At 24.9% G+C, this 25607-nt stretch carries 24 protein-coding genes; 2 read left to right on the plus strand and 22 right to left on the minus strand.

Going from position 1 to position 25607, the window contains the following annotated elements:
• Window positions 1-49: 49 nt before the first annotated feature.
• The 13 genes from AC07E4_RS19265 to AC07E4_RS19325 all read right to left on the minus strand — a co-directional run bounded on the left by AC07E4_RS19265 (window position 50) and on the right by AC07E4_RS19325 (window position 12873).
• A complete protein-coding gene (locus tag AC07E4_RS19265) occupies window positions 50-1495 on the minus strand; it encodes an aminoacyl-histidine dipeptidase (protein WP_040330081.1) in 1446 nt (481 codons plus the stop codon).
• A 428-nt stretch (window positions 1496-1923) separates the two neighbouring features.
• Complete coding sequence (locus tag AC07E4_RS19270; protein ID WP_478217207.1) at window positions 1924-3948, minus strand: methyl-accepting chemotaxis protein; 2025 nt, start codon at window positions 3946-3948, stop codon at window positions 1924-1926.
• A gap of 131 nt (window positions 3949-4079) precedes the next feature.
• Window positions 4080-4652, minus strand: a complete 573-nt coding sequence (locus tag AC07E4_RS19275; RefSeq protein ID WP_478217208.1) for a coiled-coil domain-containing protein — start codon at window positions 4650-4652, stop codon at window positions 4080-4082.
• A 60-nt stretch (window positions 4653-4712) separates the two neighbouring features.
• On the minus strand, window positions 4713-5282 hold the full coding sequence (locus AC07E4_RS19280; protein ID WP_040330076.1) for a hypothetical protein: 570 nt from the start codon (window positions 5280-5282) through the stop codon (window positions 4713-4715).
• A 122-nt stretch (window positions 5283-5404) separates the two neighbouring features.
• On the minus strand, window positions 5405-5683 hold the full coding sequence (locus AC07E4_RS19285) for a CD3324 family protein (protein ID WP_040330075.1): 279 nt from the start codon (window positions 5681-5683) through the stop codon (window positions 5405-5407).
• A 187-nt stretch (window positions 5684-5870) separates the two neighbouring features.
• Window positions 5871-6248, minus strand: a complete 378-nt coding sequence (locus AC07E4_RS19290; protein ID WP_040330073.1) for a PH domain-containing protein — start codon at window positions 6246-6248, stop codon at window positions 5871-5873.
• Window positions 6249-6807: 559 nt separating this feature from the next.
• Window positions 6808-7659, minus strand: a complete 852-nt coding sequence (locus tag AC07E4_RS19295; RefSeq protein ID WP_430830782.1) for an AraC family transcriptional regulator — start codon at window positions 7657-7659, stop codon at window positions 6808-6810.
• Window positions 7660-7787: 128 nt separating this feature from the next.
• A complete protein-coding gene (locus AC07E4_RS19300) occupies window positions 7788-8306 on the minus strand; it encodes a GNAT family N-acetyltransferase (protein WP_478217209.1) in 519 nt (172 codons plus the stop codon).
• Window position 8307: 1 nt separating this feature from the next.
• Window positions 8308-9462 carry a DUF116 domain-containing protein gene (locus AC07E4_RS19305; RefSeq protein ID WP_478217210.1) on the minus strand — a complete coding sequence of 385 codons (1155 nt, stop codon included), beginning with the start codon at window positions 9460-9462 and terminating at the stop codon, window positions 8308-8310.
• Between the two features lie 142 nt (window positions 9463-9604).
• Window positions 9605-10105: a GNAT family N-acetyltransferase gene (locus AC07E4_RS19310; protein ID WP_478217211.1), complete on the minus strand. Its 501-nt coding sequence runs from the start codon at window positions 10103-10105 to the stop codon at window positions 9605-9607.
• A gap of 206 nt (window positions 10106-10311) precedes the next feature.
• Complete coding sequence (locus tag AC07E4_RS19315; RefSeq protein WP_478217212.1) at window positions 10312-11385, minus strand: GGDEF domain-containing protein; 1074 nt, start codon at window positions 11383-11385, stop codon at window positions 10312-10314.
• A gap of 228 nt (window positions 11386-11613) precedes the next feature.
• On the minus strand, window positions 11614-12003 hold the full coding sequence (locus AC07E4_RS19320; RefSeq protein WP_478217213.1) for a hypothetical protein: 390 nt from the start codon (window positions 12001-12003) through the stop codon (window positions 11614-11616).
• Window positions 12004-12069: 66 nt separating this feature from the next.
• Window positions 12070-12873: a MerR family transcriptional regulator gene (locus AC07E4_RS19325; protein ID WP_478217214.1), complete on the minus strand. Its 804-nt coding sequence runs from the start codon at window positions 12871-12873 to the stop codon at window positions 12070-12072.
• Window positions 12874-12983: 110 nt separating this feature from the next.
• Between AC07E4_RS19325 and AC07E4_RS19330 the strand changes: the two genes are divergently transcribed.
• Window positions 12984-13613 (plus strand): GNAT family N-acetyltransferase, encoded by a 630-nt coding sequence (locus AC07E4_RS19330; protein WP_478217215.1) that lies wholly within the window; start codon window positions 12984-12986, stop codon window positions 13611-13613.
• A 109-nt stretch (window positions 13614-13722) separates the two neighbouring features.
• The gene (locus tag AC07E4_RS19335) at window positions 13723-14292 is read left to right on the plus strand and encodes a YcxB family protein (RefSeq protein ID WP_040330062.1); all 570 of its coding nucleotides are present in this window, start codon (window positions 13723-13725) and stop codon (window positions 14290-14292) included.
• A 219-nt stretch (window positions 14293-14511) separates the two neighbouring features.
• Here the strand turns inward: AC07E4_RS19335 and AC07E4_RS19340 are convergent, their stop codons facing one another.
• The 9 genes from AC07E4_RS19340 to AC07E4_RS19380 all read right to left on the minus strand — a co-directional run bounded on the left by AC07E4_RS19340 (window position 14512) and on the right by AC07E4_RS19380 (window position 25606).
• A complete protein-coding gene (locus AC07E4_RS19340) occupies window positions 14512-15186 on the minus strand; it encodes a DinB family protein (protein ID WP_478217216.1) in 675 nt (224 codons plus the stop codon).
• A gap of 58 nt (window positions 15187-15244) precedes the next feature.
• Entirely contained in the window at window positions 15245-15685 is a 441-nt protein-coding gene (locus AC07E4_RS19345) for a GNAT family N-acetyltransferase (protein ID WP_478217217.1), read from the minus strand.
• A 277-nt stretch (window positions 15686-15962) separates the two neighbouring features.
• Window positions 15963-17402: an FAD-dependent oxidoreductase gene (locus AC07E4_RS19350; protein WP_478217218.1), complete on the minus strand. Its 1440-nt coding sequence runs from the start codon at window positions 17400-17402 to the stop codon at window positions 15963-15965.
• A gap of 161 nt (window positions 17403-17563) precedes the next feature.
• Window positions 17564-18217 (minus strand): VanZ family protein, encoded by a 654-nt coding sequence (locus tag AC07E4_RS19355; RefSeq protein WP_478217219.1) that lies wholly within the window; start codon window positions 18215-18217, stop codon window positions 17564-17566.
• Window positions 18218-18284: 67 nt separating this feature from the next.
• Window positions 18285-18764, minus strand: a complete 480-nt coding sequence (rlmH, locus tag AC07E4_RS19360; protein ID WP_040330057.1) for a 23S rRNA (pseudouridine(1915)-N(3))-methyltransferase RlmH — start codon at window positions 18762-18764, stop codon at window positions 18285-18287.
• 2 nt (window positions 18765-18766) lie between these two features.
• On the minus strand, window positions 18767-19987 hold the full coding sequence (locus AC07E4_RS19365) for a hypothetical protein (protein WP_040330056.1): 1221 nt from the start codon (window positions 19985-19987) through the stop codon (window positions 18767-18769).
• Between the two features lie 15 nt (window positions 19988-20002).
• Window positions 20003-20836, minus strand: coding sequence for a hypothetical protein (locus AC07E4_RS19370; protein WP_478217220.1), 834 nt, complete (start codon window positions 20834-20836; stop codon window positions 20003-20005).
• A 177-nt stretch (window positions 20837-21013) separates the two neighbouring features.
• Window positions 21014-23788 (minus strand): VWA domain-containing protein, encoded by a 2775-nt coding sequence (locus tag AC07E4_RS19375; protein ID WP_478217221.1) that lies wholly within the window; start codon window positions 23786-23788, stop codon window positions 21014-21016.
• A 12-nt stretch (window positions 23789-23800) separates the two neighbouring features.
• Window positions 23801-25606, minus strand: coding sequence for a vWA domain-containing protein (locus tag AC07E4_RS19380; RefSeq protein WP_478217222.1), 1806 nt, complete (start codon window positions 25604-25606; stop codon window positions 23801-23803).
• Between the last annotated feature and the right edge of the window lies 1 nt (window position 25607).

Genomic DNA, 25607 nt, shown 5'->3' on the forward strand with positions numbered 1-25607 from the left:
ATCTATTTCTCATTAAAATAAATGCTTACTTATTTACATGTTGTAAATATTATTTCATGTTTTCTAATAGTTTAACTATGAAATTCCATACTTTTTCAACTGATGATATACTCATACGTTCACTTGGAGTATGAACATCATATAAGTTTGGTCCAAAGCTTATCATGTCTACATCTTGCATTTTTTCTTTTAAAAGACCACATTCAAGACCTGCATGTATAGCATCTATTTTGGCATCTTCTCCAGTTAATTCTTTATATGTTTGCATAGATAAATCTCTTATTTTAGAATTTTGTTCGTATTGCCATTCTGGATAATCTGAATCACTTACAAGTTCAGCTCCAATTAATTTTGCTAAATATGCAATTTTATCAGCTATTGCATATTTTAATGATTTAACTGAGCTTCTTATTGATGAAACAAATGTTATTTTATCTTCATTAAATTCTATTACTCCTAAGTTTAAACTACTTTCAACTAAGCCTTTAATGTCTTCACTCATAGTTTGAACTCCATCTGGTACTAAAACTAAATATGAAACTATTTTTTCAGTAACATCTTTAGTTAATTGCTTTTTGCACTCTGATTTTTCAACAGTTATTGTTATATCTGGATCTTGAACTCTTAGTTCTTCTTTTATTGTTTTTAATACATTTGAAGCTATTTCTTGTACTTTTGAAACATTGCTTACTTCTGTTGTTATTATTACTTCAGCTTCACGTGGAATTGCATTATGTTTAGAACCACCACATATAGTAACTATATTAAATTCAACTTCATTTTTAATGCTATTTAATAATCTTCCCATTATTTTATTAGCATTTCCTCTTTGTTTTCCTATTTCTTGACCTGAGTGTCCACCTTTTAATCCATTAATTTCTATTCTTAATGCTTCATTTTTAGCATCTTCATATTCAGCTTTTATATTTACAGTGTTAGTAACTCCACCAGCACAACTTACTAAGAAAACTCCTTCTTCTTCTGAGTCAATATTTAAAAGTGTTTTTCCTTTTAAATTTTTAGGATCTGCTGCTATTGCTCCATACATTCCTGTTTCTTCATTTGTTGTAACAAATAATTCTATTGCAGGGTGTTTTAAATCACAAGCATCTAAAATTGCAAGTCCATAAGCTACTGCTATTCCATTGTCTGCTCCTAAAGTAGTTCCTTTAGCTTTTACAAAATCTCCATCAATCATTAGATTTAGTGGATCTTTTTCAAAATCATGATCTACATCACTATCTTTTTCACAAACCATGTCCATATGTCCTTGGATTATAACAGCTGGTATGTTTTCATATCCTTCAGTAGCTGGTTTTCTTATAATTACATTAGGCTCTTTTTCTTCTTGAATTACTTCAAGATTTCTTTCTTTTGCAAAATTAACTAAGTAATCACTTATAGCCTTTTCATTTCCTGAACCATGTGGTATTTGACACATTTCTTCAAAAAAGCCAAAAACCTTTTTAGGATTTAAATCTTTTAATACGTTCACAAAAATCACTCCATTCCATCTATTTAAACCAATAATATTTTGCATTATTGTATAAAATATAAATTTTTATAATTTTATATTAAACTTATATTTATGTAAAATCAATTAACTTTGTAAACTTTTTTTTAATTTTTTTTATTTTTTTTAAAAATTCCCATATTTTTTCTTTTTATTTAATTACTATTATTATTAAATTTTAAAAAATAAAATAATAATGTATCATATTTAAATTATTGTATTTTATTTGATTTAAATATGTAATTTAAAGATTTTAAAGATATATCAGCCTTAAACTTTATTTGATTCATTTTTAAATATATCACTCCTCAAAATAAACAAACATATAATGTTCTAATTTTAACTTCATATACAATAAAAAAATCGCAGAATTACTTTGTATTTTAAATTCTACGATTTTTCTTATTTAATTATGACTGTTGTTTTTCCTCATCTAATTTAAATCTCTCAATTTTTTCATTTAAATCACTCATAATTTCTAATATACTATTTGAAACATCCTCAATAGTTTTACTTGATTGAGTAAAATCTTGTGATGTAGCTGCAACTTCCTCAGTTGTAGCCGCAAGCTCTTCTGATACTGCTGTAACACTTTCAACAGAACTTATTATATTGCTTGTTCTGTTATTATTGTTATAAGATATTTCAGATATAACTTCTATTTTAGGTATAATGTTTTCTAGTGACATTGCCACATTATTAAATGATTCAATTGTTTTTTCTATGTTTTCTTTTTGATTAATCATTTCCTTATTCATTCCATTAGTTGAATATATTATCTTGTCGCCTTCTTGTAATACATTTTCAATAACTTTAGATATTTGTTCTAGTGACTGTTGACTTTGTTCTGCTAATTTTCTTATTTCCTCAGCAACAACACTAAATCCCTTTCCTGCTTCACCTGCTCTTGCTGATTCAATAGCCGCATTTAACGCAAGCAGATTAGTTTTTTCAGCTATTTGTTTAATTGTTGTTGTTATTGCATTTACAGATGATATTTTATCATTCATATTTTCTATATCAATATTAAATTCTTTAAATTTAGAATCAAAATTAACTACAGATTCATTTAACTTTTCCATTTCTTTTTTTCCCGCTTCTAATTTAGAGCCTGTATCTGCTGCAATTTGAAAAACATTACCTATATTACTATCTATATCTGTAACACTTGTTCCAAATTCGTCCATTTCTTTTTGAATCTTAGAAACTTCAACAGCCTGTTCACTATTCCCTATAGCAATTTCATTCATTGCAGATGAAATTGCATCTGAACCAGTTGTAATAGTTTCTGATGTAGTATTAAGTCCCTCTGCTTGATTATTTAATATATGTATTCCATCCTTTACAGATTTAAGAAGTTCTCTTATATACATTATTGTTTCTTGCAGTGAATTGTTTATTACTCCTATTTCATCATCTTTTTTCATCTCCAATTCACTAATCTTAATATTAAAGTCTCCTTCTTTAAGAACTTCTATATTATCTTTTAACATTGTTAATCTGTTTCCAATTTTATTTCCAATAACATATACAATACTTACTAAAATAGTTAATCCAACTAATGTCATTAACACATATACTATTATTAACTTATTTACTTCCTTAATTACATCTTTTTTATTTACTTCAAATGCCATTGTCCAACCATTTGTATCTTCTATTTGTTTATATACAACATATTTTTTTTCATTTTCTTTATATTCATCAAGTCCTGATTGTCCAGTTATCATTTTTTTATGAATTTCTGCTATTTCTTTTAAATTTTTATCTTCACTTGATTTTTCTATAAGGTTATATCCTTCTTTTACTTTTTCAATATCATCTGATGCAATTGTCGTTCCCATATCATTTAAAATATATGATCCACCTAAATTATAATACTTTAAGTTTTGAGTTAGCTCTGATAAATATGTACTATCAATTGTAACTGTTATTCCTCCAACTACTTTTGAATTTTCAATTATCGGAACCCCTATAAATATAATTTGTTTTTCTGTTTGAGGATTTAAAACTGGATCACTCATATGTATTTTTCCATCTAATATAGTTTTATAATATCCATCTTTTGATAAATGTTCTTCATATCCATCAGTAGATTTTAAATAACCCTTTTCATCTATAAATGCTATAGCTTGCAAATCATACACTTCAACATATCTTAATAATGAAGATTTTTTCTCTTCAAATTTTATATTAGGATTAGCTACAATTTCATCTGTAGCAATTGCCTTTGCTATAGTTATACTCTTTTCTAATTTAGCATTTAAAATTTTTGTAGAATCTTCAAGCATTCTTTCCATATTATCTAACTTTAAATCAACTAATTGATTTTTAGAAATTATGAATGTCATACAAAATGCTACAACAAATACACTCACAAATGTTATACCTAGATAACTAATTAAATAACTTTTTATACTTTTTCCTTTTTTCATGTACTGTACTCCTTTCTTGCACTATGAATTTATTATCGCAATTTTTACTTCTTTTCTTTATATATTAAAGTATAATTTAACTTTTTGTTTATAACTCAAAAATGTAAAGTAATATATTATCACTTTACATTTTATGTGCCATTATTATTGTTTAATGCAGATATTTGTTGCTTCAACATATTTACTTCCTCTTTTAACATCTCAACTTCTTTTTTCAGTTCTTCCATTTCTTTATTATTAATATCATTGTTGCTTTTTTTCTTATTATCCTTTTTAGGTTTTACTCTAGGAGTAACTTCTTCACGACCATCTGGCTGAGCTGGATTTGCACAAAATGGATTAGAAACATTTCTATACTCTGGACTATAGTATCTTCCTGGTCCACTCTGTGAGTATTGTTGTTGTGCTATATACATTTCTATTATTTGTGCTATTAATTGAAACCAGTTTCCTAACGCTCCTGCTACATTTATAGGCAACTCACCAGATAACAAATTTCCAACCATCTCAGAAACTACAGTAATTATCATAGGATCTAAATCTTGAAATCCGCATGGAATATCTAAATTAGCATATTTACAACTATTGCTACTAGCTCCAGCCGTTGGATCAATTTGAATATCATTTATGTTTTGGGAATTTGAATTTGTTACACCTAAAGATTTTAATATATTACAAAATGATTGAAAGTTATTGGAATCCATACTTCACCACTTATAAATGATTTCACTACTATAATACTCAAAAAAAAACTGTTGTCTACATTAATATTCTCTTTCTTTTTTTAAAAGCTCTAATTCATTTTTTAAAATTGATATCTCACTTTCAAAATGACTATATATCTTATCCATTTGATTTTTAATATCAATTATATCACTATTATTATTTGATTTTTCACTTTGGCTATTATCATTCTCATCTACTGTTGTACAATTACAAGTGCAAAATGGATTACTAATATTTTTATATTTTTTATCATATAATCTTCCTGGTCCTGATTGGAAATATTGTTGTTGAGATGAATACGTTTCTATTACTTGCCCAATTAAGTTAAACCAATTTGATATTGCATTAGCGGTATTTAGTGGTAATCCACCAGAAAGAACATTTCCTACTACCTCCCCTAAAACAACAAAAACTTTAGGATCTACATCTTGGAACCCATTTGGAATATCTAAATCCTGATTAGCACAACAGTTAGTATCTGATCCCCCAGTTGGGTCTATTGTAACTTTACACTTTGTTTGTCCATTTTTTTTACTTTCATCCTGTTTTATATTACAACCTATTATCTTTAATAACTCTTCTATATCTTTTAGATTATTAGAATTCATATTTCACCACATATTAAATTGATTTAATAATATATTACTCAACAATTAAATATAGGGTACAAATTTATATATTTGATAATAAAAAAAGTCCCTATGATAAATTTCATACAGACTCTTTCTATTTATATACATGACTTTTTTTCATTTAAAATGATTCTTTGAATACTTTTTAATGATAAATAATATTTTTCAGCTAAATCTCTTGTCTTCATTCCATTTAAATAATCATTGTAAATATTAGAATTTCTAGACTTAAGTTCAATTCTTGTTGAGGTTTTGCTACCCCAACTTTTTTTATTTTCTTCCTTTTTAGGAATATAAATATATTCACCATCTATATAATCTTGTATTAACTTTACAATTTCTATTGGTAAAACCTTTGTAGCTTTTTTATAGCTCATTTTTGCCCTCCTAAAAAATTTAATCTTTCAGGAATAGCAAAGGCTATATCAAAATTTATTTAATTAAATTGCAATAGCCCCTGCTATGCAAAAATAACATATTTTTTCATAAAAAAACTCACTCCTTATTAATAAAACATTTCTATTTTATTATATTCTATGAGTAATTTAAAATTCCTTTATTATTCTATCTTAATACATACTCAGCAAGAACAGTTTGAATTTCATATATATTTAAACTGCTATTAAAAGTTTTTTCTATTGGCTCTGAAGTTCCAGAAATCCATATTTTAAGTTCTGCTTCTAAATCAAAATGTCCAGCTGTTTCTATTGAAAAATGTGTTATACTTCTATACGGAATAGAATGATATTCAACCTTTTTAGCTGTAACCCCTTGTTTATCTATTAATACTAACCTTTTATTTGTAAATATAAATACATCTCTAACTAATTTATACGCTTTTTCTATTCTTTCACTTGGCGCTAACAATCTTTCATATTCCTCAACTATTTTTTCAACTTTTACTTCTGATGCATTACCTATTAAACCATCAAAAAATCCCATGTTGTACCTCCTATATTTTTATTTATATCAATATATCATAATATTTATTGTTTTACACTATTCTTAATAAATAATTTATTACTTTTTAATATTATAGGGTTCCAAGTTCGAAGTTTAAATAACATCTTTATCAAGTGATATTTATAGAGTTTCAAGTTATTCCTGTTTTTATATTTGGAATCAATTAAGAACTAAGAGTGAAAAGTGAAAAGTTATGGTGAATATCTCCGGAGATTGAAATCCCCACTACAATGTTTTATTTGCACTTCAAATAAAATTAATATAATATTTCTCCATAAAAGGTTTACTTTAGAGAATAAATTCCCTATTATAATATACTTACTAACCATAGTTTTGATAGTAAGTATAACTATCATCTTAGATGTTTTATAAAAAACTAATACTTCAGTTTTATCGTTAATTGTTAATTTATGTATAACGTTCAATTATCTCTTTTCCAACTGAAATAAGATTAATTGCATTTTTGAACTTAGATTCCTAAATAATAAAATAAACCAATGATTTAAACTCATTGGTTTATTTTATTATTGTTTAATTATCATTTTCTAATAGGTATCCACACTTCAAATTTTGCATTTTTAGGGTCTTTATTTAAATACACTTCAATATCTGGTGCATCTGCATATTCATATCCTGATGTAGGCAACCATTCTGTAATTGCTCTTTTTTCAACTTCTTGAATTGCAGTTGGCATTTCACCTTCACCAGAAAAAATTGCCCACGTACAAGCTGGTATTATATATTCGTCCATACCAACTGGTACTTCTTTATCTGTTTCAACTGCTATATAATAACTCCAATCACTTACTTTCTCCATACAAGTGCAACAAACCCCTAATACTCCCTTAGAATTTTTATTCATAAGTTCTACTATCTCATTAATTTTTCCACTTATAGAAACTTCATCCCACAATTTAGGAACCTGTTTAAAGTTTTTCTCAATATCATTTGACAATGAAGCTTTAACTCCTACAATTCTAATCTCTTCTCTTTTTACTATACTATAATTCATTTCCACTACTCCTTTTATTGTTATTTTAAAACTTATAGGGGGATATGCTTTTAAAATAGTTCCTTCCTTTTGAGCATTAGATGGTGAGACATTGTGTATCTTTTTAAATGCTCTTGTAAAAGCTGTTGGCGACTCATATCCATAACACATTGCAACATCAATCACTTTTTCACCATTTTGCAAATCCAATGCAGCTTTAGTAATTCTTCTGTTTCTTATATATTCCGATAAAGATACTCCTGCTATATATGAGAACATTCTTTGAAAATGATATACACTACAACATGCTATTTTTGCAGCTTTTTCATATTCAATATCTCCATTTAAATTATCTTCAATATAATTTAGTGCACTATTTAATCTTTCTAACCATTCCACTTACATCATCCCCTTACAATTACTAGTATAGTATTTTAAAACACTAAAAACCTCTCATTTTTTGACGTAAATATGAGAGGTTAAAGTCATTATATATTATATATTTATAAACTTAATTCTTTTATTACTTATATCTTCAATTCATAATATAAAGATTCTATATTATCTTCCTTAAATTCTTCAACATATTTAAAATTATTTTTTTCTAATAAATTTCTTGATGCAATATTAAACTTATAAGTAAATGCACAAATTCTATTGATTTCGTATTTATTTGCAATTATTTTATTAAACTCCCTTAATGCAATACTTGCTATTCCTTTATTCCAATAATTTTCATCAAAAATAACAATACTAACAAAACAATTTTTTTCATAAGTTTCATCTATAGAATAACACCATATATCTCCTACATAACAATCATCAACATAAATTGTTTTCCCGTAGCTTTTAGCATTTTCTAATAATGAATCTTCATATAATTTTATTGTTTCTTCTAATGTATTATTTTGAAATGGAAATAGCCTTTGTAATTCACTATCTTTAGATTCTTCCCAAAACTTTATCACATGTTTAAGTTCCCTTTTTTTTAATCTTATACCATTCATTTCCCACATATCCCCATATTTTAACACTAATCTAATCATCTTATTTTTCTCCAAGAATATATAACAACCTATCCTTATTTATATCTGTTACAATACCACTTTCATGCCAATGATTTTTACAACCACAATAATCTAGCAAAACACATTGTGGAATTAATCCTAACCTTATTGCTTTCCATCCACCAGAAATAAGATTAAGAACACACGCTACTCCTACTATTCCTACAGAATTCTTTTCAAATTTTTCTTTTGTAAAAGCTGATGATTCATGTGGAATAATATAAACTTTAAAACCATATTCGTTGCCTAACTTTGTATACTTACTAACCTTACAATTGTTTGTGCAACTTCTGCATACATATCCATATTTAGTTTTACCTGCTTTACAATTATTTAAATTTAATCTCATACATGCTGGCAAAAGTAATCTTTTATCCTTTGTTTTTAAAAATGCTTCTCTATATACATCATTTAATATTTCTGCACCTATCATATTAAGGTGATATTCTATCTCTTTTCTTCCACAATATATATAATCCTCTTTCCATTTATGTTTATTGTATTCTAACTTATAGAATTTCTTAACATTTTCTGTGTATTTACCTAGTTTTTTTTCACTTTCTGTTTTAAACCAACTAGCTAAATCTATTGCTATATTTATTATACTTGTTATATCTTTTTCAGATTTACTTTGAAAAAACTCATTCCAATTATTTAGTCTTTTAACTTCTTCTTTAAATTCACCTGTAGCCATTAACCAATCAATTAATTTCTTAAAATTATCTAATGTACATTCTACTTTTTCATTATCTATTTTAGTTAAAAATTTTGTTTCTAAAATCCCTCTTAAAAAATCTGATGATTTTTTTAAATACTCATATTCTCTTAACTCCCCCAATTTTATAAGTGCCATTTTTGAAATATTTTTTAATTTTATAGCTCTGTTTATATAACATTGCCATAAAACTCCTAGTGTAAGTATTTCAAGAGAATATTCTATATTTTTTCTTATTTCTTCTACATTGTTTTCCAATATAAACATCCCAAAATCATAAACTATTTTCTCAGTTTTTACATTCATTTCTTTTATAACTTCATCAGTAAAGTTTCTTATATATTCATAATATATATTTGAATTCTCATGTTCTTTGCATAATGAGTAAGTTATAACTTCTTGCATTATTGTATTTTTCACACCCCAATCAAAATACTTAATTTTTAAGCTTGTTAATATCATAGTATTTAATTTTACAACAAATGTAAACTCATAATGCAAATTTAAAGTTTATTTTAAACTAAAAGCACTAATTTCTATAAAAATCAGTGCTTTTACAATGTTATTTCATTTCTTCTTTTTTAAGTTTATATCTATGAAATTTTCTATCTCCAATATTTATATCCTCAATATATTTAAATCTGCATTTCTCTATAACCCTATTTGATGGTCCATTATTTATTAATGCTATTGCATAAACATACTGAGCATCTGTATTATCAAATAAATATTTTATTAGTCCTTTAACTGCTTGTGTCACATATCCTTTATTTCTATGATATTTAGAAATTGCATATCCTATATCTCTATTGGGTATTGCCATTTCATCACTTTCTCCATTGCAACACCAACCAATAAACTCATTTGTTTCCTTTAATATAATTCCTAGTGATATCCATCTTCCACCAATACTTGGAATAGAATCTTTAAACTTCATATTTCCTTTTATATATTTATTTTCTATCCAATCTTTGTATTGATCTCTTGTTCCTATCCAATCTGGTAAAATATCTGTTATCTCTGGTTGTAATGTAAGTTTATATAATGAATCTAAATCTTCCATTTGAAATTCTCTTTAAATTATATCTTCACATTCTATAGTAAATATATCATTTTTCTCTAACATCTCATTGTCCCCCAATTCAAACATTTGGCTACAATTTGATATTACTATAATGTCATTATAATATAAACCTAAAAGACTCTTCTGAAATAACAATACTCCAAATATGATTTTAACCTATTTTTAAGTTATATTTTTTTATTTTATTACTTTTGCATACATTTCATTTGTGATTTATTAATATACATGGATTTATCTGCTCTATTAAATACATCTTCGTAAGATTTATCACTATCAGCATTGTAAATTGCAACACCATGTGCAAAACTAATATCTAATTCACATATACAATTATATATGAATTTTTGCATTTCATCTTTAAGTTGTTTTAACAAGTTACTATAATCACTAGAATTCAAATTTTCTAGAATAACTACAAATTCATCTCCTCCTATTCTATAAATAGAATTTTCTTTAAATAAATTAGTAATTATCCTACATGCATTTCTAATAAGTTCGTCACCTTTTTCATGTCCTAATGTATCATTAATAATTTTTAAATTATTTATATCAAAAATTATTACTATAAATATATTACCTAAATTTAAATTTTTGTTTATTTCATTAATTTTTTCCCAATAAGCTCTTCTATTTTTTACTCCTGTAAGAGCATCAACATATGCTATTTCCTGCAAAGTTTTAACCTTTTCATTTTCACATATAATATTATATATGCTTTGTGTAACACCAATGAATTGTAATATTAAAAATATAAAAAAGCTAATTTTAAACCAAACTGATAAAGATATAATTTCAAAATAGTTACATATAATATCTAGTGTTGCTCCAATACAAATTATCCCTATTGACCATACTAATTTATTAGCATAAATATTTTTCATTTTTTTTACTTCATAAAACAATATTATTGAAATTATTATAGCTGAAATTATACATAATACATCTATCAAAGGTATAAATTCATAATAATCCATATTTCCAGTAAATTGCATAATTGTAGTTACATTGATTAGTATAATAAAAATATATGCAATATATTTTAAATATTTTTTATATATACTTTTTAAATTAAAGAAAAAATATAATAGCAAGAAAAATATAGTAAATAACATACTTATTATATCTAAGCTATTATTAAATATAGGATAAGGAATAAAATAACTTATTACCTTAAAATCTATAAAAAACCAAATTCCACTACTAATTGCTAATCCTGAAAAACATACTAAAATAGGCATTGATTTTTTTCTATAGTACATAACACCGGAAAATACACTCGTTATAATTCCCATACAAAGTATAAACATTGATAAAAATAAATTTTTATATTTACTTCTTATATTGTTTAAAATTAAAATGTTTTCATATCCACTATAAATATTATTTAAAAATGTTTTAAATGTACTAGATACATGATTTGTGTATATATTACTTAATTCTATTTTTATATCATCATTATGAGAAATTCCAGGTGAAACAACAAAATCCTATAAATTACCATTAGATTTAAAATTTATAGACTGATTTTTTTCATCTCCAAAAGAATATATGTTTTTTCCATTAACATAAATCTTAACTTTCATGTTATCAATTCTCATGGATAACATTTTATTCTTCGGTATATCTTTATCAAAATTTCCTTTAACAATAATTTTGTTATATCCAGATAAATCAAGATTATTATCAATTGGAAGTTTGTAAACATTATTATCTTTTTCTAGATAGTATGTGCCTAATATTTCAATTTTTTCTGGTGTTTCTGTTGATTTCAAGTGTGCTTTTTCACTATTCCATGTAATAAATAATGTAATTACAACTAGTATAATTGTAATTACAAAAAAAATATTCAATATATTCTTTTTTAAACTTTTACTCACTATTTAACTCCTAAATCATTTTTTCATATAATATTATTTGATATTTTAAATCATCAATGTTTATCATTAATAACTTTCTATAAATACTTGAAGTTGACAACTATATGAATTTGTATTAAAAAAATCATCAAACAACTCAATTTCTATAAAATTTTTTACCTTTAATTTATTTTCTTTCATATATGTAAATACTTTATTTACACGTTCCTTTTCATTATCTTTAGTGTATGATAATGTCAAGTAATTTCCTTTTGGTAAAATTTTTATAAATTTATCATCATATAAATTTTTCTTAACACCTAATTCACTAAATGCATATTTCGGTTCTACCTGTCCTTCTAAATCAACATTATATATTATCCCTCTTTCCATTGATGTTTTTATATTATTTTTTTCTATAAGTTTATCTAAATTAGAATAATATATTAATTCTTTTAAACTTCCTGATTCTTCACAAGGAACTACAACTATATAACGTTCTTCAAAATATTTAATACTTATACTATCATTAACTAATGCATTTTTAGAGTACTCTACACTGCTATTTAAATTATCGATATTATTTATTATTTCTTGCATTTTATTTATATTATCTTGTGCTTCAATTTTTTTCTTTTTTAAAAATCTTAATAATTCATCCGTATCACAAGATTTAAAAATCTCTTGCAATTCCTTTATGCTAGTACCTAATGCTCTACAGCCTTTTATTACATCTATATATATAAATTGTTCTATAGAATAATATCTATATCCTGTTTCTTCATCTATGTATTTGGGTATAAGTATACCCACCTTATGATAATATCTTAATGCCTTTATAGTAATATTTTTAATCTTGGAAACTTCACCAATTGAAAATAGATTTTTCATTTTTTAACTTCCTTTATAATTTACTTGACTCTCCTTTAAGGGGAGATTCTATTATCATTATAAAGAATTAGATAATAAATTTAAATTAATTAAATGGAAGGATTATAAATATGAATAAAATAATATATAGAGAATTACTGAAAGATGATTATGATAAAATTAAAGAATTAATTAATGAAGCATTTGGATTTGGTAAAATAGTTAAAGATAAAAAGTTTTTAGATAAAGTTTTAACTATTTATTTAGAAGATTGTATTGTTGCAAGTTCTTTTAGTAAAGTTGCTGTAAAAAATAATGAAATTATTGGAATTATTCTTGGTGATTGTAAAAATGATAATAATAAACTTAAAAAATTTCATAATATACTAAGTCTTGCACTAAATACTATTAAATTATCATTTTCTTCAAAAGAAAACAAACTATATCTTAAAGAATTTTCAAAAATAACTCAAACTTATAAAGAACTAATAAGTGGAAAAGAATCTAATTTTCAAGGTTGTATACAACTTTTTATCGTAACTGAAAAATGTAGAGGCTTAGGAATTGGCAAAGCTCTAATTAAATATGCTTGTGACTATATGAAAACTATGAATGTAAAATCTATATATTTATATACAGATACTATTTGCAACTATGGGTTTTATGATAGTCAAAACTTTAACCGTTTAGCTGAAAAAGAAATTTATTTTAACTCTTTAAACTCAACCCTTAATGTATTTTTATATGGATATACATTTTAAAAGACATTAATAATGTAATACCATATAAATAACATTTTATTCATAAATTTAACTAATTTTATATATTTTTATAATTATAATTCGATAATAAATTTGGAGGGATGAATTTATGGATGGAATGAATGAATATAAAATTGCAGAAGTAGAAAGTTGTATAGATTATAAAAGTTTTAGAAATTTTTTTTGTTTCTCTTTACACAAAACAAAATTTTATAAAATAATACCTACATTTATCTATGCAATAAGTTTTTTAGGGAGTATAAGATGTATCTTATCATTAATTTTTAATGGATTTGATAGATCTTACGTAGCTTTAGCCTTAGTTTATATAACTCTAGGTATAATAACAATTACTATAATGATATATATGCCTCGAAAATGTTGGAAGAACAACTTTAAAATTGCTAATACCAAAATTAAATACATATTTTTTGAAGATAGATTATTGGTAGAGAATAATAATGATTCAATGAATGGAACATCTAAAATTAAGTATGAATTTTTACACAAAGTATATGAATTTAATGATGTCCTATACATTTTTATTACTAAATCACAAGCACTTATAGTTCAAAAAATTGCATTCTCTGATGATGAAATTAAAGAATGTAGATCAAAATTAAAATCAACACTTAATAAAAATTATTATGAGTATTATAATGATATTTCCTCAAAATAACTTACCTAATAAATTAATTGATCTAAATTCTCAAAACATATATATTTTAAATACAAAATTTATCATCATTTTTCAATAATACTTCATGTAAAAATGATTAAGTCTATTTTTATATTTTACACCAAAATAGTAGTTCAACTTATAAATTAGAACTACTATTTGTATTATATGTTTTTTTAATATTTCATTTTACATATCATTGTTCTTTTAATATATCATTTATTTTTTCAAACTCTTTTTTGCTTTTAAACATTCATTTATATGAACCATATTATGCCTTGTGGCTGGCATTAAAATTATTCCTGATATATTCTTTTTACCCCAAAAATCAATAAGCCAATTTGATGCTTCTACATTTAAAACAGCACCTTCATCTAATATACGTTGCAATTTGTCTTTATTAAATTTTCTTTTCATATCACTACAATTTAAATTTTTAATAATTTCTTGTGTTCTTCTTCCAACTTCAATTCTATAGTTTTTTAATTCTTCCATATTTATACTCTCACTGAGTCTTAATATTCCCTCTCTATCTAAGGCATTACCTGTGTCACTAATTTTGGATCCTATTCTTTTTTTCCAATTTTCCTCGTTAAATACCTGATTAGTATCTGCAACTAATATATTCATTGTTATATCTTCTATTCTACTAGAATGCCAAATTCCATAAGCTACAGTACGCCCTTTTTCGTTTACTGAACTTCTAAATGTATATTCATCTAATCCCTCCCATACTTTATCCTCAAAAGTTATCTCATTTATTCCAGACATACTTGATGCATGTACCATTGAATGTATTTTGAAAATTATTTCTTTGCTTTCTTCCATTCTATCTTCTTTTAAAATTATAGACTTAAGTTGCTTCATATAATTATTCCATTCTCTCAATTCCATATGTTTCACCTCCAGCTTTATTTACTAATTAATTTTTTATTTTAGTTGATATTAATCATTAAATATTATCTTGCTTTTGCATAATATATCTTGTATTTCCACATACTTCACTCACTCTAAATCCCAATAAAGAATAAAGTTTTATAGCTTTTATATTTTTCTTAAAAACATATAAAAAAATAGGCAAATCTGTTTTCTTAAAACAATTATTTAAAACAGTTGTTCCAATTCCTAAATTCCTATAGCCTTCAAATACATATAAATCATCCATTTCCATTTTGCTATCAACTTTATGAAAGAAATAATATCCTACTTTTTTTCCCTCAAATATAATGCATTTATACTCATAAATATGTCTTTCAATTTTTTTATGTACCCATAAAATCACCTTTTCATAATCTATACTTTTTATATCTTCATATTGATCTATAAGATTTTTATTTAAATTAAATATACATTCAATATCACTTTTATCTGCATTTTTATAAGTTAAATCCATTGTTATATTCACCCACCCTGCAAAATTTTAAATTAATTCATCCTTAATTTAAATTCTAATATATCTTTTATTCTATATTTGTTATTATTTACCTTTTAAATTTTAATATATATTCCAATTTCCCTTTTCTATCGATTTTTTTAAATCTTTTATTAAAATAATGATATTTAATATACTATAAAAAAATAACAAATTTCTAAAATGAAATTTGTTATTTTCTAATTTACTAAATTATAATTCAATAATACTCTTGCTTTTTTATTTTTTTAATACATATTTAATCATTTACAAGATCTTTAGTTGCAGGACTACCTATTAATCGTCCTTTATAGTCGAATCTTGATCCATGACATGGACAATCCCATGTTAATTCATCTGCATTCCAATGAAGTTGACATCCTAAATGACTACATTTTGTAGATACAATAAATTCTTTTCCTTCATTATCTTTGTAAACCCCAACTTTTTCTCCATTATATTCAACAATTCCAGCATGACCATTTCTAATATGTTCTATTTTGCTACTAGGAATATATATTTTTTGCGCAATAAAATTCTTAGCTGTTTCCCCAATATCTTTAGTAAGATTGTTTATTGATAATGATAAATCAAATCTTTTTGGAGAAAATATTTCTGAAAAATCATTTTCATTTTCTAATATCATATCTGATATTATCATAGCTGACACCATTGAACTTGTCATTCCCCATTTATTGAATCCTGTGGCAACATATATATTAGGTGTTTCATCAGAATACTTTCCTATATAAGGTATGCCATCTATAGTCATACAATCTTGTGCTGACCAATGATACTTTTCCTTTGATTTTGGATATAACTCTTTTGCCACATCTCTTAATTTATCATAATTTCCACCATCTTCATTTTCTCCTGTTCTTTGCTTCACCCCTCCTAATAATAATAAATTATTATAACTTCTAAAAGAGTATCCATCTTTATCAACATCTATATACATACCATCAACATCATTTACATTTTCTAAAGCTATAACATGAGCTCTTTCTTGATGCATTCTTAAAAAATAATATCCAGGTGTATTCATTATTGGATAGTGTGTTGCCACTACTATATGATTTGCTGTTATATTTCCCTTATTTGTAATTACTAAGTTTTGTTTAATTTCTATTGCTCTAGTGTTTTCATAAATTATTAGCTCTTTTGAAATATCTTTTAAAAATTTAAGTGGATTAAATTGTGCTTGATTATTAAATTTAATAGCTCCTTTAATTTCAAAAGGAAGATTAACTTTTTCTACAAATTCTGCATCAATACCAACTTTATTCGCTGCCTCTATCTCATCTTTAATACTATTTACTTCATTTAAAGAATATATATATGACGATTTCGGTTCAAAATCACACTCTATTTCTCTTTCTTCAATAATTTCTTTATATTTTTTTATAGCAAGTTCATTTGCTTTTGCATATTGTCTAGCTTTTTTTTCTCCAAACTCTGATATTAATTTATGATAAATTAAGTTATGTTGAGATGTTATTTTTGCAGTAGTATTCTTTGTGTTTCCACTTGCTACTTCAGCTGCATCAATTAAAATTACATCTCTACCATTTTGCTTTAACATATATGCAGTCAATATTCCAGATATTCCTGCTCCAATAATTAAAACATCAGCTTTTATATCTCTACTTAAAACTTCTCTTTTTCTAAACTTACAACTTTCACTCCATACCGATTCCATGAAATCACCTCATATTTAGTATTTCATTTTTAAGATTATATATCCAAGATATATATTAACTAAATTTTTAACTATCTCTTAATTATATTTACACCATCTATTAATAAAAATATACCCCCTTAATATTTAAAAAATAATTATTAAGGGGGTATACATCTATTTTAGTACTTATATATACTTCTCCATATTAAATTTATGATGCTATTTCCTATAAAAAAATACGTTCCAAATATTGTAACAACATTAATTAATGCAGTATTTTTCAACACCTTTTTCTTATTGCTATTATCCATTTGAAATATTGTTATTTTTCTCAACAACAAATAATATATTCCATATCCAATCATTGTTCCTAATGTATTCATTATTAGATCATCTATATCCGTTGCTCTAAAATTAAATAACTGACTTATTTCTATAAGCAATGAAAACACAAAACCAACAAATGTAGTTCTAACAAATGTATTTCTATTCTTCCAAAGTAATGGAATTCCAATACCAAAAGGAATAAACATAATTATATTCATAATTACTCCAAATAAATCTCCAATACCCCATTTAATAATAGGGATTAAGTTTATTTCATCTAATCTTATTATAGCTTTACCATGATTTCCGATATCACTAATCCCACTTGCTCCAGTAATTGAGAAAATCATAGTCATTAAGCATGCTAATAATTGCCATCCTATGATAAAACCTTTTTTTATTACTACACCCTTTTTTTTATAATAGAAACAAATTATTATCTCTATTACAATAAATATTGGTAACATAAAAACGTATTCTGCCAACGCTTCTAAAATATATCCCATCTTAAATTCCTCCATTAACCAATCATTTGCTTACCCTTTTATTTAAAATATTAGTTACTTCAATTTTTTACTTATGATATGGCTCATTGTTATTGATTCTATATGATCTATATATTTGTTCTAAAAGCATTACTCTAAATAGTTGATGTGGAAATGTCATTTTAGAAAAACATAATTTATAATTTGCCCTTTTTATTACATCATTACTTAGTCCTAATGAACCACCTATTACAAAAACTATATTACTATTTCCTCTTACCCCTAAATCTTTTATATATTTTGCAAGTCCTTCTGATGTTATCATTTCACCTTTTAAATCTAATGCTATTACAAAACTATTCTCTTTAATGTGTTTTAATATGTTTTGTCCCTCTTTATCCTTTATTGCTAATTCTTCCTTTTCTGATGCATTATCTGGTGTTTTTTCATCAGGCAGCTCTACTATATCAAGCTTGCAATATCTTGATAACCTTTTACTATATTCATCTATTGCTAATTTTAAATACTTTTCCTTTAATTTTCCTACTGACACTACTGTAATATTCATTTTTACGCTCCCTTTTCTTTAGTTTTAGACAAATCTTTATCTAGTTTTATTGAATAATAATATTCACTGTTAGGCAATATTTTTGCCATCATTACTTCTTTTTGTGTATCCATATTTATTACTTTAACAAAACACTCAGATTGTCTTATCGGATTTCCATCATCTTCTTTATATTTTTTTCTTAATAATAGACACATTTTATTTTTTTCTACTTTAAAATCTATTATATCTTCTTCTTTTTTAGTTGTATTAACATTTATACCTAATTCCTTTACAATATCAAACTTATTTTTTTCTAAATCAAATTGAAAAAAATAATCACTCTTTATTTTATTATAATTAGTGGCTACAGTGCTAATTCCATAAAGTTTATTTCCTTCTATATAATATTGAACAGAACTATCTAACTCCATATCATTTACTTCAAACAAATCATAATCCACTGTATCAAGTTCTAGTGTATTTAAATTTATACATCCTATTGATATCTTATAAGCACTTTTTTTCCCTAAATAATCATCAGCATTATGATTTATTAAAAAATAAAACTTATTATTTTTAACAGAATTATTTGATGGAATGCATCTAGTATTTTCCAAAACATCATATCTCTTAACTTCATCAATTGCTTTATTTTTAAAATCTACATTATACACTACAAGCTTAGGTTCCATTTTATCATTGCTCATTTCTACTTCTTCTGCTATTAAATATGTTTTATTTCCTACTACTTGAATTTTTAATAATGACATATCATAAACCTTTTTATCAGTTTTTATTCGTTCTATCTTTCCACTATTTTTTTCCTTACACGCTATATTTATAGTGTATGAATTCAAATTTTCAGCTATATCTATTTCATTCCAATCGCCACTACCGATTATTTGTACATCACTATTTTCAAAGCTAGTTGTTGGATACATAGTTTCTCTATATAAGTCCTTATTATTTAATACTTTTTCATCTACATTATAAAATCTATCATATTTTATCTCTTCTATTTCATTATTTCCATTACTATTAAATATCAATTTTCTTGCTTTAAAATCACTATAAGGTGCAATAGCTACAACTTTTACATTTCCTAATTGTGATATTTTACCATTTATTTTTTCTATTTCTATTTCTGTATTTTCTCTAGCTCCAACAACAGATAACGTTATATATGTTAGCATTATAAAAGCTGTAGCTCCAATAATTATAGAATTCCCTCTAGTTTTCACTCACCATCACCTCATTTATACTGAAATCTTTTCATTTAGTAATGTATTTGCTATATAAAAATTTAATACAATTGATATAATTGATATAATTACAAAATACACCAATCTTTCAAAAGAAAATAAGCTTACAAACTTAAATGGAAGTATTCCATATAAAAATACAAATAGACTGCCATATAATAGAGCTAATATAATACCTGTCTTTTTAAAACATCTCTCTAAAAATACCATAACAAAAATTATTAATACTATAGATAAAAAAAACAATAGCATATGTAGGTTAGCCAATGCTCCAAATTTAAATATAGTTTTATAATCAATAATTCTAATTGTATATAAAAACTTTATTTTAGAAGTAAAAAATTTTGGTATTACAATATAAAAAATTTTATAAATTAAAAAATATGAAAATATTTGAGTTGAAAAGAATAAATAGCAATATATAATACTAGTTATAAGTTTTGATAAAATTATATTGCTTTTTTTTATTGGTAACATAATTATAGAATAAATTGTCTTATTTTCACCAAACCATTCTCTATACCATGAAAATGCTGAATAAATCATTATAAATATGAATCCCAATAATAGAATTATAATCATAAAGGTATATATTTCTTTAAATAAGTTTATTGATGTCAAATAATCACCAAATTGCTTTAATATAATCTCATCACTACTATTATTTTTTTTTAATTGAAATATGTTTTTTCTATATTTTAGTGTTTTTACTGTTCCATAGCCTAAAATTAATCCCATAAATGCTAATATACATGGAAATAAAATTTTTTTTGCTCTATCCATCTCATTACTTATCAAATATTGAAGTCTAATAAATCTATTTCTCATAACCCCATCCCACCTAAAATTTTTATAGTGAAATCTATTTAATCACACCAATTACTAATATAGTATTAATAATTAAACAATTCAAGAAATTTTTGTATATTTTCTAATGAAAAGATAAAGTACAAATTACTAATGATATTTTAAGTACTTTATCTTCTATTAAATCATATTTTCAACTTATTTCTTGTTCAATAACGACTTTGTATCTAATATTTTCTTTTCATCATGGATTTTAGTCTTTTTCTTTTGCTTATCCTTTTTTGTTTTGCTTTTCTTACTTAAAAGTTCAGTGCCATTTTCTAAATTATTTTCTACTTCAACATTAGGTGTTTTTTCTACTTTTACATCTGTATTTTTTACAGTATTACTTTTTTCTACTTTTATTTTCCTCTTAAATTTTCCCATATAACTATATAAATCTAATCTTCTAAAGGCTATATCTAAAAAGAATGTAATCAGTGCTATTATGATGAACATATCACTTAATTCCCTCTTAGCCTTTTTTGCCACTTTATTTTCTTTATATACTTCATTTTCATCTGTTATAACTTTTGCATTTAACTCACTAATTAAATACTCTGTAACATCCTTTTTATTATCTAAAGAAAATTCTTCTGAGTACGGATTAGAATATCCCCCTATAGCTGTAGAATTTACCTTTCCATCTACTTCTTCTACAACTTGTATCATGTAAACTCCAGTTTCTTTTGCTTCAACTGTACCGTTATACTCTTTAGATGATTTTGGATTTAAAGGAATTTCTATTCTTTCTTTGGATGGAGTTACAACTATTGCTTTAGCTTTAGAATTTTCAACATTAGTTTCACTTTCTTTTCTAAAAACAATATTTAAATCAGTTCCATTTTTAGTACTTTCAATATAATTTCCACCTTCTGAAAAATTATTAGTACTATAATTTATTAAATTGTTCCACAATGTTTTAAAGTTATTCCAACCAACATAATTTTTTGTCCATTGTCCTGTTAAATCTGAGTTCCATGCAACAGTTTTTCCAAGACCATATTGCCATGTTGTAAGTATTGGGTCATCTTCATCTGATTTTAAATGTACATTTGCTGTTGATTTTGGTGATGCTCCTATATATCCAAGTAATGTTGGAAGTCCATTCTCTGAGACTCCTGTAAGTACTCCCCCTTTTGAATTTATAACTGGAGTAAGTTCTCTATTATTTAAGTAATACTTTTGTGCTAAAAAAGTTTCTTTTGCAAATATTTGTGGTATATCTGTTCCTTGTGAAACTTCATAATACCTTCCACCACATCTTTCAGCTATATTCTTTAAAAGAATTTTATCAGCACCTTGACCAACCGCTACTGTGGATACCGTAATATTATTTTCATTAATGTTTTTTATTAACTCATCATAACCACTTTTTTCAGCTTGACCATCTGTTAATAGTATAATATGTTTTACCTTTGCATCACTTGATTTCATACTTTCATAACTTTCAGTAAGTCCTGGAACTATACTAGTTCCACCCCCTAATGTTATAGAACCAATATCTTCTATTATTTTATTTTCATCTTTAACTATTTGCCTATCAACTACTTTTGAAAATGCATCATCAAAGGTAATTACACTTATCTCATCTTTTCCATTTCTTAAAGATTTCAAGCTTCTTATTGCACCTTCTTTTGCAAGATCCAAGTTGCTAAGCCCTCCTATAGTATCAGACATACTTCCTGAACGGTCTATAACAAGTCCCATAGCCATTTTAGGAACTTCTTTCTTTCCCTTTACTTCCATATTTACTGGCAATACTTTTTCAAGAGGTGTTCCCATATAACTACCTAATGCATAAGAGTTATCTCCACCTATAGCAATATATCCTCCCCCAAAATCTTTAACATAACTATCAATTGAATTTAAAAATTCTTTTGCCATATTATCAACAGCTACATTACAACTTATAACTGCTTTAAATGCTGTTAATTCTTCTATAGTTTTAGGTGCTACAGATGCATCCATTTTTTTATATGGTATTTGCAACGAATTTAAAATATTTACTAATTCATCACTTTCTTCTTTTTTATCTTCTAACACAAGTACTTTAGGTTTTGCCATTACTTCTGTAAATGCACTTGCTTCGTTGTTTCTTATTTCTTCATCAACATCAGCTTCTATACTAGCTCTATAATTTTTAAAGCCACCTTCTTTAGCTGTATCTTTAAATACAAAATTATTTTCACCCTTATTTACATTGACTTCTTCTTTTCCTACAATCACATTACCACTATAAAGTGTTATTTTAACTTTTGTATTTACTGTACTTTTTATTTTTAAATTAACATCAAAAGTTTCTCCTAAATTAACTTTTTCTGATACTTTTATCTCATCTACAGCAACATCACTAGAAGATTTTTCTTTTGACTTATATACTTTTAAATCAACACCAGCTTCCTTTAATGATGAAACTACATTGGAAACATTACCGTCATTTTCAAATCCATCACTTAAAAGAACCACTCTCTTTTTTGTATTGTTTGGAAACAAAGAAAATGCATATTGAACTGCTTTTTCTATATTTGTATATTCATTATTTACTTCATTAGATATTTTTGAAAATTTTCCATCCTTTGAAACAAAAGTTTCTATATATGGCTTTGTTCCAAATGCTACTACACCAACACTATCCTTTGAAGGTTTTATTTTTATAGCCTTATTTACAAATTCCTCAAAATCTTTTTGACTTGACTTTACTGACTGTGAATTGTCTAAAAGAAATATTGTAGTTGTATTTTTAGCATTCCAATAGAAGCTAGTTCCACTCAATGCTAAAATTAAAGATACTATTACTACTGTTCTTAATGTTATAATAATTTTTTTCTTTTTATCATCTATATATTTAAGTTTCTTAATTCCAAAATAAATAATGAAAGGAACAAAAACCAATAGTAATAAATATATCTTATTCTCAAAGTAAAAATTCATATTGTCCCCTCCTTATTTATTATTTAGTTTTATATAGAAAAACCATTCTAATACAACTAATATAATCGCAAGTATTATTAATAAATTTGTAATGTTAATTCCCTTTACAGATGTATTATCATTACTTTTTTCTACACTATCATTGTTTTTGAAATTACTTTCCTTACTCTCTTCTCTTGGAAAATTTACTGAAAATTTATTATCATAATTTATTTCTTTACTATTTTGAATTGCTTCATATATTCCTGGATTAATTGTATCTTTATAAATTAATTCTTTTTCATTATCTGTATTGAAAGTTTTTTCATCTTTATTATTGTTTATGATTTTCAAGTTCTTTACATCACTTAAAATAGATATTTTTACCTCTTCACTACAAATAAAATCGCTTCTATCTATAATGTTATTTCCACATAAATAATTTACTAAATTATTCATAAGTACTGGGAAATTATATGTTAGTGGCATATCACTATCATGTATATCAAAAGACAAAACTGCTATTTTAGAGTTATTCACTACTCCAACTGCTCCTAATGATTTATCATTTAACTCTATAAAGCTTTCAAAGTTTCCATTTAGATTTATAGGTTTAAATTTAGCAAGTTCAAAGCCTTCACCTTCTATATACTCGGTAACTTTAGATTTAACAAATAATGCTTTTCCACCTTCTACTTCATTATCTAGTGATACATATTTATTCTCTAAACTTGGATTTATAATTAAAACATTTCCCCCCTTAGGCAGTTCTTCTGGCATAATGCCATCATAAATATATACATCATAGCCTTCCTTTATTTCATTTGCATCATTAGTTTTAAAAAACTCAACATCATTTCTTAATGATATAGCCTTTTCTAAAAATAAATTCCGCTCACTTATCATCAATATTTTTTTCCTAGTTGCTTGATTTACCACACTATAATATCTATTATCTTCATTTAAACTATCATCTATATCTATTTCTACATACATAGTTTCTATGTTATTAGTTACTTTATCAAATTGAACATTTAAACTTTCTTCTCCACCTATTGAAATTTCTTTAATTTGAAGTAACTTATCATCTCCATAAAGTGATACCTCTAAATTTTTAGGTTCCTTTGAATTATTACTTATAGTTGCTAATGCATTTATTTCATTATTTTCTACAACCGTAGCTAAATTTTCAACTAATGCATTTTCTCCTACCTTCTCAAAGGATACTACCTGACCCTTTACATTATCTATCTTAATTTCTTCATCTGTAAAATAATAATATGCAATATCTTTATTTACAGATGCCATAGATTTTATAAGTGAGATTGCACCATCATTTGCATCAATTGCATTACTTGAAGTTATTTCATTAATTATATTCCTTGCAGCTTTTTTATCCTTTGATGATGATAAAATTATCTCTGCCTTTGGTGATGATTTTATTATTGTAACTTCAGCACTACTTGGAAGATTATTCACTATATCTATTGCTTCCTTTTTACTATCTTCAAGCTTAGTTCCAGATTTAGTTTTATAATTCATGCTACCACTATTGTCAAAAGCTATAATTACATTACTATATCCTTTTAAATTGCTATAAATAAAAGGAGTTGCAAGTGAAAATATTAATAACAATAATGTTAGTAATTGTAAAAAAAAGAGTACATTAGTTTTTAACTTTTCCCAAGGAGTACTTGCCTCTAAATTTTCTAATGATTCTTTCCAAAGCATTGTACTAGAAACATTCACTTCTTCATGTTTTCTCTTTAATATATACATAGCTATAAACATTGGAATTAAAATTAAAAACCATAAATTCATTGGAGAGAAAAATTTCATT

Source organism: Clostridium amazonense (assembly GCF_056431285.1).